This window comes from Streptomyces sp. NPDC104831 (genome assembly GCF_055583025.1).
The window spans coordinates 1-9583 of sequence record NZ_JBVJOT010000016.1; the positions used below are offsets into that span (position 1 = coordinate 1).

At 71.8% G+C, this 9583-nt stretch carries 8 protein-coding genes; 6 read left to right on the top strand and 2 right to left on the bottom strand.

What is annotated here, in order from left to right; genetic code table 11:
- The 4 genes from ACZ63H_RS13450 to ACZ63H_RS13465 all read left to right on the top strand — a co-directional run.
- Window positions 1–243 (top strand): vitamin B12 dependent-methionine synthase activation domain-containing protein (locus tag ACZ63H_RS13450; protein WP_469864454.1); only part of this gene is annotated, 243 nt, incomplete at its 5' end.
- A gap of 112 nt (window positions 244–355) precedes the next feature.
- Entirely contained in the window at window positions 356–1057 is a 702-nt protein-coding gene (locus tag ACZ63H_RS13455) for an HAD family hydrolase (protein ID WP_469864456.1), read from the top strand.
- Between the two features lie 458 nt (window positions 1058–1515).
- Window positions 1516–3120, top strand: a complete 1605-nt coding sequence (locus ACZ63H_RS13460; RefSeq protein ID WP_469864458.1) for an ABC transporter substrate-binding protein — start codon at window positions 1516–1518, stop codon at window positions 3118–3120.
- A 98-nt stretch (window positions 3121–3218) separates the two neighbouring features.
- Window positions 3219–4802 carry an ABC transporter substrate-binding protein gene (locus ACZ63H_RS13465; RefSeq protein ID WP_469864460.1) on the top strand — a complete coding sequence of 528 codons (1584 nt, stop codon included), beginning with the start codon at window positions 3219–3221 and terminating at the stop codon, window positions 4800–4802.
- Between the two features lie 74 nt (window positions 4803–4876).
- Here the strand turns inward: ACZ63H_RS13465 and ACZ63H_RS13470 are convergent, their stop codons facing one another.
- Together ACZ63H_RS13470 and ACZ63H_RS13475 are read right to left on the bottom strand one after the other, a co-directional pair.
- Window positions 4877–5548, bottom strand: a complete 672-nt coding sequence (locus ACZ63H_RS13470; RefSeq protein WP_030781365.1) for a response regulator — start codon at window positions 5546–5548, stop codon at window positions 4877–4879.
- A 53-nt stretch (window positions 5549–5601) separates the two neighbouring features.
- A complete protein-coding gene (locus tag ACZ63H_RS13475) occupies window positions 5602–6534 on the bottom strand; it encodes a RecB family exonuclease (RefSeq protein WP_469864462.1) in 933 nt (310 codons plus the stop codon).
- Window positions 6535–6715: 181 nt separating this feature from the next.
- Here ACZ63H_RS13475 and ACZ63H_RS13480 point away from each other — a divergent pair, with 181 nt between their 5' ends.
- Window positions 6716–8485 carry a site-2 protease family protein gene (locus ACZ63H_RS13480; protein WP_469864464.1) on the top strand — a complete coding sequence of 590 codons (1770 nt, stop codon included), beginning with the start codon at window positions 6716–6718 and terminating at the stop codon, window positions 8483–8485.
- Window positions 8486–8561: 76 nt separating this feature from the next.
- Window positions 8562–9464, top strand: a complete 903-nt coding sequence (locus tag ACZ63H_RS13485) for a tRNA (adenine-N1)-methyltransferase (protein WP_469864466.1) — start codon at window positions 8562–8564, stop codon at window positions 9462–9464.
- The last annotated feature ends 119 nt before the right edge of the window (window positions 9465–9583 follow it).

The following is a 9583-nucleotide window of genomic DNA, read 5'->3' on the forward strand; positions in this document are numbered from 1 at the left end:
GGGTTCGGCGGGGAGGACCCGGCCGGTATCGAGGACATGTTCGCCCTGAAGTACCGCGGTGCCCGTTTCTCCCTCGGTTACGGTGCCTGTCCCGATCTGGAGGACCGCGGGAAGATCGCGGACCTGCTCCGGCCGGAACGCATCGGGGTCCACCTGTCCGAGGAGTTCCAGCTCCACCCCGAGCAGTCCACCGACGCCATCGTGATCCACCACCCCGAGGCGAAGTACTTCAACGCACGGTGACGCACGTCTCACTGGGCACGCCGATCGGATGAGTCGTAGACTGGTCGGTCCACCGCAGGCCGGTTCCCCACCGGGGAACCGGCCTGGTCGTCCCTCAAGGAGGTGCGCCCGGATGACCAGTACGGTCCCCGCGCCAGGAACCCGTACGGCCGAAGGCTCCGCCCTGCAAGCGGTCCTGCTGGACATGGACGGCACCCTGGTGGACACCGAGGGCTTCTGGTGGGACGTCGAGGTGGAGGTCTTCGCCTCCCTCGGGCACACCCTGGACGAGACCTGGCGCCATGTCGTGGTCGGCGGCCCCATGACCCGCAGCGCCGGCTTCCTCATCGAGGCCACCGGCGCCGACATCGGGCTCGCCGAACTCACCGTCCTGCTCAACGAGGGCTTCGAGAGCCGGATCGACCGGGCACTCCCGCTGATGCCGGGGGCCGCCCGGCTGCTCGCCGAACTGCACCGGCACGAGATCCCCACCGCCCTGGTCTCCGCCTCCCACCGGCGCATCATCGACCGCGTGCTGGCCGTGCTGGGCCCCCACCACTTCGCCCTGTCCATCGCCGGCGACGAGGTCTCCCGCACCAAGCCCTTCCCCGACCCGTATCTGCTCGCCGCCGCCGGACTCGGCGCGGAACCCGCCCGCTGCGCCGTGGTCGAGGACACCGCGACCGGGGTCGCCGCGGCCGAGGCCGCGGGCTGCCGGGTCGTCGCCGTCCCCTCCGTCGCCCCCATCGGCCCGGCCCTGGGACGCACCGTCGTCTCCTCGCTGGAAGAGGTCGACCTGGCCTTTCTGCGCGACATGATGGTGCGGACGCACTGACCGTTCACCCGGGTGCTCCCCGTCGGGGGAAACCGGGGAGCGCGCGGCGCGCCGACCGCGCCGGACACCTTTCCGGGAACGCCCCGGGGAAGGATCCGCCCGGCGCCGCCCGGCCGGATTCCCTCGCCCGCCCGCACGGCCACAAGTGTGACGTTCACCACCCCAAAGGGTCTAGACAACGTGGGTGGCGCGTGCTGACCGACCCCGATCGGGCGGTATCGTCGGGACCTTGTGTCCCGATTGATGGGAAGCTGCACTAATCCTGCCGCTGTCGGGTTTTCGGTGCGTCCGCGACCGGTTCCCCTGCGTGATGGGGGGTCAACTCGCACGACTGTGAACCCCCCTGCGGGTGCGGACTAATCTCATCGCGAGAACATCGCCGAGAACCCCCGTGATCCCTCGCACCACCCCTGCATGGCGGATACACGGACCCGAATCAGCTCTGGAGAAACTCCCGCATGAACCGCAAGACTTTGGTGCTGCCGGCGGTGGCCGGCCTGCTCACCCCGGTTCTCGCCGCGTGCGGCGGATCCGACAGCGGGAGCAAGAGCGGTGACGCCATCGTCGTCGGTACCACGGACCAGTTCACGGCCACCAAGGCGGTCCCCGCGCCCCTCGACCCGGCCTACGCCTACGACGTCGGCACCTGGAACATCCTGCGCCAGTCCATTCAGACCCTGATGGCGCAGCCCAAGGGCGAGGGCGAGCCCGTCCCGGACGCCGCCGAGAGCTGCTCCTTCACCGACAGCGGCAGCGAGCGCTACGCCTGCAAGCTGCGCGAGGGCCTGAAGTTCGCGAGCGGCGACCCGGTGACCGCCGAGGACGTGAAGTACTCCATCGAGCGTGTGCTGCGCATCGACTCCGACACCGGTGTGTCCGCCCTGCTGAACACCATCGACACCATCGAGACGCAGGGCGACCGGGACGTCGTCTTCCACCTGAAGACCGCGGACGCCACCTTCCCCTACAAGCTGTCCACCCCGGTCGCGGGCATCGTCGACCCGAAGGACTACCCGAAGGACAAGCTCCGCGAGGGCTTCGAGATCGACGGTTCCGGCCCCTACACCTTCAAGGCCGACGTCAGCGACGACGCCATCACGACCGCCACCTTCACCAAGAACGCCTCCTACAAGGGCAACGTGACGGTGAACAACGACAAGGTCGAGCTGCGCTCCTTCGCCGACGCCGACGCCATGGGCAGCGCGATCGACGCGGGTGACATCGACGTCATGACCCGCACCATGTCGCCCGCGCAGATCCAGAAGCTGGACACCGGCGACGACGGCAAGGTCGACCTGGTCGACATGCCGGGCCTGGAGATCCGCTACCTCGCCTTCAACACCGACGCCCCGAGCGTCAAGTCCACGGCCGTGCGCCAGGCCATGGCCCAGATCGTCAACCGCGGCGAACTGGTCTCCAAGGTCTACGGCACCCAGGCCGAGCCGCTGTACTCGATGGTCCCGGCCACCGTCACCGGCCACTCGAACTCGTTCTTCAACAAGTACGGCAACCCGAGCGCGGCCAAGGCGAAGAACCTGCTGGAGAAGGCCGGCGTCACCACCCCGGTGAAGCTGACCCTGCACTACACCACCGACCACTACGGTTCGGCCACCAAGCAGGAGTTCGAGATCCTGCAGAAGCAGCTCAACGACAGCGGCCTGTTCGACGCCACCGTCGAGGGCCACCCCTGGAAGACCTTCCGGCCCGCCGAGCAGAAGGGCGAGTACGACGTCTACGGCATGGGCTGGTTCCCCGACTTCCCCGACGCCGACAACTTCCTCGCGCCGTTCCTGGACAAGGACAACTTCCTCGGCTCGCCGTACAACAACACCGCCATCCAGCGCTCGCTGATCCCGCAGTCCCGCCGCGAGGCCGACCGGCTCGGCGCCTCCAAGAGCCTGACCGAGATCCAGGACAAGGTCGCCGAGGACGTCCCCATCCTGCCGCTGTGGCAGGGCAAGCAGTACGTCGCCGCGCGCGACGACATCACGGGCGCCGCCTACGCCCTCAACTCCTCCTCGACGCTTCAGCTGTGGGAGCTCGGCCGCGGCGTGAGCGGCTGACGGCTCTCGACACCCGGGGCCGCGGAGTCCGCGGCCCCGGGGCCCGGGACCAGGGACGGACGGACCCGGGCTGACGAACCGACGACAAGGCACTCCGAGTGAACCTGCGCAACCAGTGGCCGGTCCTGCCCCTCGTGGCGGGGCTGGCCTCCGGCCTGCTGACCGGCTGCGGAACCGAGACCGGTGACTCCGGGGGCACGGGCGCCTCCGTGGTGGTCGGGATGTCCGACGACGTCCTCGCCACGGACCCCGCGGCCGGCTACGACCCCGGCTCCTGGCTGTTGTTCGACAACGTCTTCCAGTCGCTGCTCGGCTTCCCCAAGGGCGCGACCGAACCCGAGCCCGAACTGGCGAAGCGGTGCGGCTTCACCGACACCCGGGCCATGGTCTACCGGTGCGAACTGAAGGACGGCCTCAAGTTCAGCAACGGTGACGACCTCACCTCCGAGGACGTCAAGTTCTCCTTCGACCGGCTGCTGAAGATCGACGACCCGTCCGGTCCCGCCCTGATGTTCCCGATGCTCGACAAGGTCGAGGCACCGGACGCCCGGACGGCGGTCTTCCACCTGAAGGTGCCCGACGCCACCTTCCCCAGCAAGATCGCCTCCGGCGCCGGCTCCATCGTGGACCACCGTCAGTACGACGCGAACGCCCTGCGCACCGACCACCAGGCGGTCGGCTCCGGCCCCTACAAGCTGGACTCCTTCGACGAGGACCAGGCCGTCTTCTCCGTGAACGGCAACTACAAGGGCACCGCCGAGGTCAACAACTCCGGCGTCACCCTGAAGTTCTTCCACGGCGACCGCACCGCCCTGAAGGACTCCCTCCTCGACGGCGGCGTCGACATCGCCTACCGGGGCCTGACCGCCACCGACATCGCCCGGCTCGACCAGCAGGGCGACAGCAAGGGCGTGGAGGTCATCGAGGGCACCAGCGCCGAGGTGCAGCACCTGGTCTTCAACATGGAGGACCCGGTGGCCGGCAAGCCCGGCGTCCGCAAGGCCATGGCCTACCTCATCGACCGCGACGCCCTGATCAAGGACGTCTACCAGGGCACCGCCACCCCGCTGTACTCGATCGTCCCGGCCGGGGTCGCGGGCCACAACACCGCCTTCTTCGACACCTACGGCGCCCGCCCCTCCCGGGCCAGGGCCGCCGCCGCCCTGCGGGCCGACGGCATCACCGGCAAGGTGAGGCTCACCCTGTGGTCCACGCCGTCCCGGTACGGCCCCGCCACCGACGAGGAGCTGAAGGCCATCGCCGGACAGCTCAACGCCAGCGGCCTGTTCGACGCCGACGTCAAGTCCGTCGCCTTCGACCAGTACGAGAAGGGCATCGCCGCCGGCAGGTACGGCGTGTACGTGAAGGGCTGGGTGCCGGACTACCCGGACGCCGACAACTTCACCGCGCCCTTCTTCGGCAAGGGCAACGTGCTCGGCAACCACTACGCCAACCGCGCCATCACCGGCAGCCTGCTGCCCGGCACCGCCGCGCAGAGCGACCGCTCGGCCACCGACAAGGACTTCGGCAGGCTCCAGGACATCGTCGCCGACGAGCTGCCCGTCCTGCCGGTCTGGCAGGCCAAGCAGTACGCGGTCGTCCACGACGGCGTCTACGGCCTGGAGTACTGCCTGGACGCCTCCACGGTGTTCCGCTTCTGGGAACTCAGCAAGAGCGGCTGACACCGGACACGGCGAGGGCGCCCCACTCCACGGGAGAGGGGCGCCCTTCCGGTCGTCCGCCGGCTACCGGCCGTCTACTGGGCGCCGGGACGCACCAGCCCGCTCTCGTACGCGTACACCGCCGCCTGCACCCGGTCCCGGAGCCCCAGCTTGGTCAGTACGTGGCCCACGTGCGTCTTCACCGTCGTCTCGCTGACGAACAGATCCGCCGCGATCTCCGCGTTGGACAGCCCGCGCGCCACCAGCTTCAGCACCTCCACCTCACGGTCCGTGAGGGTGTGCAGGGTGTCCGGCACCGGCTCCTCGCCGGACGGCAGGTGCGTCGCGTACTTGTCCAGCAGCCGCCGGGTGATGCTCGGCGCGAGCATCGCCTCGCCGTTCGCCACCACCCGGATCGCCTGCACCAGTTCGTTGGCGGGCGCGTCCTTCAGCAGGAAGCCGCTCGCCCCGGCGCGCAGCGCCTCCACCACGTACTCGTCCAGGTCGAAGGTGGTCAGCACCAGCACCTTGGCCGGGCCGTCCCGGCCGGGCCCGGTGATCTGCCGGGTGGCCTCCACCCCGTCCATCCGCGGCATCCGGATGTCCATGAGCACCACGTCCGGTTGCAGCGCTCGCACCTGGTCCAGGGCCTGGAGGCCGTCACCGGCCTCGCCGACGACCGCGAGATCCTGCTCGGCCTCCAGGATCATCCGGAAACCCGTACGCAGCAGGGGCTGGTCGTCGACCAGTAGGACACGGATGGCCACGTGACACTCCTTCGCTAGTCCGGGCCCATTCTGCCCTGCCCCCGCTGCCCGCCTCACCCGGCCCGGGACCCGGCCGCCCGGACCGGCAGCGGATAGGGCGGGGGAGTGCCGCCGAACTCCGGGCAGTGCGCCCGGTGGTCGCACCAGCCGCACAGCTTGGTCGGCCGGGGCCGCCAGTCCCCGCTCTCCGTCGCCTGCCTGATGGCCTCCCACAGCGCGTGCAGCCTGCGCTCCACCCGCTCCAGATCGGCCGGCACCGGGTCGTACGTCAGCACGTCCCCGCTGCCGAGGTACACCAGCTGGAGCCGGCGCGGCACGACACCCTTCAGCCGCCAGACGACCAGGGCGTAGAACTTCATCTGGAAGAGCGCGCCCTCGGCGTACTCCGGGCGCGGGGCCTTGCCCGTCTTGTAGTCGACGATCCGCACCTCGCCGGTCGGCGCCACGTCCACCCGGTCGATGATCCCGCGCAGCCGCAGCCCCGAGTCCAGCTCGGTCTCCACGAACAGTTCCCGTTCGGCCGGCTCCAGCCGCGTGGGGTCCTCCAGCGTGAACCAGCGCTCCACCAGCCGCTCCGCCTCGGCGAGCCAGCCGGCCAGCCGCTCGCCGTCCGGATCGTCGGCGAACAGCTCGGTCAGCTCCGGGCGGCTCTCCCGCAGCCGGTCCCACTGCCCCGGGATCAGCGCCTTCGCCCGGGGCGCGGTCCGCTCCCCGGCGGGTGCGTCGAACAGTCGTTCCAGTACGGCGTGCACCAGCGTGCCCCGGGTCGCCGCCTCGCTCGGCTTCTCCGGCAGCCGGTCGATCACCCGGAACCGGTACAGCAGCGGACACTGCATGAAGTCGCCGGCGCGGGACGGCGACAGCGAGGCCGGCGCGACGGCGCTCCGCTCCCCGGCGGCCGCGCCCGGGCCACCGCTCGCCGCGGGGCCGGTCCCGGCCCCGTCTCCCGCGTCCGGCGTCACTGCCTCGTCGATGCTGCTGTCCATGCCCCAGACCATACGGGGCACCACTGACAGGGACCCGGTCGCGGCCCGTGTCACCGGGCGTCCCCGAGGCGAACACAAGGGGTGCCGGGGCGGAACGCGCCACGACGGGCGCATACCATCGAGCAGAGACCTTCCGTCCGGCAGGTGCGGAAGACGCTTCGAACGAGGGGACACCGTGGACGTGAGCGGCGGGAGCGGGCAGCCGCGGTCCGGCAACGACAGGCCGGCGGCCGGGGCCTCCGCGGACCCTGCGACCCCGGCGACCGGACCCACCGATCACCCGGATGACACGTTCGAGGACGACCGGCCCGGGAGCGGGGCCGGGACGGGCGGGGAGAAAGCGGAGTACGGGGCGGAGCACACGGCCGGGGACAAGGCCGAGGACCCCGCCCCGCCGGCAGCCCGCCCGGCACCGCCGGTGGACCCCACCCCGCCGGCCGCCCCGCCACCGACCGCCGGTGCGGACGGCACCCCCGACGGGGGCGCCCGATCCGACGCGGACGCGGAGGCCGTGCACAGCCGGTCCGCCGGCCCCGGCACCCCCGGCAGCGACACCACCGGCACCGCCGGCAGCCGGTCCGCCGGACACGGCACACCCCCCGCCGCACCCACCCCGACCGGCACTTCCGGCCCGACCGAGCCGTACCGGAACCCCACCGGGCAGCAGCCGGCACCCGGCCGTCCGGAGGATCACGCCCCCGGTACCGGCAGCGGCCCCCGCGCCACCCCCGGCCAGCACCGCCCCTACGCCCACTCCGGCATCGCCAAGGGCCGGCCGCCCGGGCCGCGGCCGAAGGAGCCGGGCGGGGGCATCCTCATGGGCCGCCCCTTCGGCGTGCCCGTCTACGTCGCGCCGAGCTGGTTCCTCGTCGCCGCCCTGATCACCTGGGTCTTCGGCGGACAGCTCGACCGCGTGCTGCCCGAGCTGGGTGCCGCCCGCTACCTGGTCTCCCTCTTCTTCGCCGTGGCCTTCTACGCCTCCGTGCTGGTCCACGAGCTGGCCCACACGATCGCCGCGATCCGCTTCAAGCTCCCGGTCCGCCGCATCCAGCTGCAGTTCTTCGGCGGCGTCTCGGAGATCGAGAAGGAGGCCGAGACCCCGGGCCGCGAGTTCGTCCTCGCCTTCGTCGGCCCGCTGCTGTCCCTGGTGCTGGCCGGCGTCTTCTACCTCGCCATGAAACCGGTCGAGCCCGGCACCGTACCGGGCGTCCTGCTCGCCGGCCTGATGATCTCCAACCTCATCGTGGCGATCTTCAACTTCCTCCCGGGCCTGCCCCTGGACGGCGGCCGCATGCTCCGAGCCGTCGTCTGGAAGATCACCGGCAAGCCGATGAGCGGCACCGTCGCCGCCGCCTGGGTGGGCCGCGCCCTCGCCGTCTCCGTCCTGATCGGCCTGCCGCTGCTGAACTCCTCCGGCACCCTCGGCGGCGGCGGGCAGGACGTCGGCGGCATGGACACCGTCACCGACGCCCTGCTCGCCGCCATCCTCGCCGCGATCATCTGGACCGGCGCCGGCAACAGCCTGCGCATGGCCCGGCTGCGCGAACACCTGCCCGAACTGCGCGCCCGCACCCTCACCCGGCGCGCCGTACCGGTCGAGAACGACACCCCGCTCTCCGAGGCGCTGCGCCGGGCCAACGCCGCCGGGGCCCGCGCCCTGGTCGTGGTCGACGTCGACGGCACCCCGCTCTCCCTCGTCCGCGAGGCCGCCATCGTCGGCGTACCCGAGCACCGCCGCCCCTGGGTGGCCGTCAGCGGCCTCGCCCAGGAGCTGACCGACGGCATGCGGGTCTCCGCCGAGCTGGCCGGCGAGGAACTGCTGGACGTCCTGCGCGCCACCCCGGCCACCGAGTACCTCGTGGTCGAGGAGACCGGCGAGATCTACGGCGTCCTGTCGGCCGCCGACGTGGAGCGGGCCTTCGTCAGGGCGATGGCCCGGCCGGCGCCGTAACCCCCGCAGGTCTCCGGCCCCCGCCCGCGCCCGTCCGTCGGTCAAGCCCTCCGCGGGGACCCGGTAGGCTGGTCACATGTCCGAACCGACCGGTGCCGCCCGCAGGCGCGGGCCCTTCAAGGTCGGGGACCAGGTACAGCTGACCGACCCCAAGGGTCGCCACTACACGTTCACGCTCGAAGCCGGAAAGAACTTCCACACCCACAAGGGTTCCTTCCCGCACGACGAACTGATCGGCGCTCCCGAGGGCAGCGTTGTCCGGACCACCGGCAACGTGGCCTATCTCGCGCTGCGCCCCCTGCTCCCCGACTACGTCCTCTCCATGCCCCGCGGGGCAGCCGTCGTCTACCCGAAGGACGCGGGGCAGATCCTCGCCTTCGCCGACATCTTCCCCGGCGCCCGCGTCGTGGAGGCCGGCGTCGGCTCCGGTTCGCTCAGCAGCTTCCTGCTGCGGGCCATCGGCGACCAGGGCATGCTGCACTCCTACGAGCGCCGCGAGGACTTCGCGGAGATCGCCAAGCAGAACGTGGAGCGCTACTTCGGCGGCCCGCACCCGGCCTGGCAGCTCACCGTCGGCGACCTCCAGGACAACCTGTCCGACACCGACGTCGACCGCGTCATCCTCGACATGCTCGCCCCCTGGGAGTGCCTGGAGGCCGTCTCCAAGGCGCTCGTCCCCGGCGGCATCCTGTGCTGCTACGTGGCCACCACCACCCAGCTCGCCCGGACCGTGGAGTCCATCCGGGAGATCGGCTGCTTCAACGAGCCGACCGCCTGGGAGTCCATGATCCGCAACTGGCACATCGAGGGCCTGGCCGTCCGCCCGGACCACCGGATGATCGGCCACACCGGCTTCCTGCTCACCGCCCGCCGCCTCGCGGACGGCGTCGAGCCGCCCATGCGCCGCCGCCGCCCCGCCAAGGGCGCCTACGGCGAGGACTACGCCGGCCCCAACGCCGACGGCGGCACCGGCCGCTGACCGGCCCCGCCCCCCTGCAACGCGAGGGCGGGGGGGGGGGGGGGGGGGGGGGGGGGTGGGGGGGGGGGGGAGGGGGGAGGGGGGGGGGGGGGGGGGGAAAGGGGGGGGGGGGGGGGGGG

Coding starts and splice junctions, on each gene's coding strand:
- ACZ63H_RS13485 (WP_469864466.1), top strand. CDS start 8,562: ATGTCCGAACCGACCGGTGCCGCCCGCAGGCGCGGGCCCTTCAAGGTC.
- ACZ63H_RS13455 (WP_469864456.1), top strand. CDS start 356: ATGACCAGTACGGTCCCCGCGCCAGGAACCCGTACGGCCGAAGGCTCC.
- ACZ63H_RS13460 (WP_469864458.1), top strand. CDS start 1,516: ATGAACCGCAAGACTTTGGTGCTGCCGGCGGTGGCCGGCCTGCTCACC.
- ACZ63H_RS13475 (WP_469864462.1), bottom strand. CDS start 6,534: ATGGACAGCAGCATCGACGAGGCAGTGACGCCGGACGCGGGAGACGGG.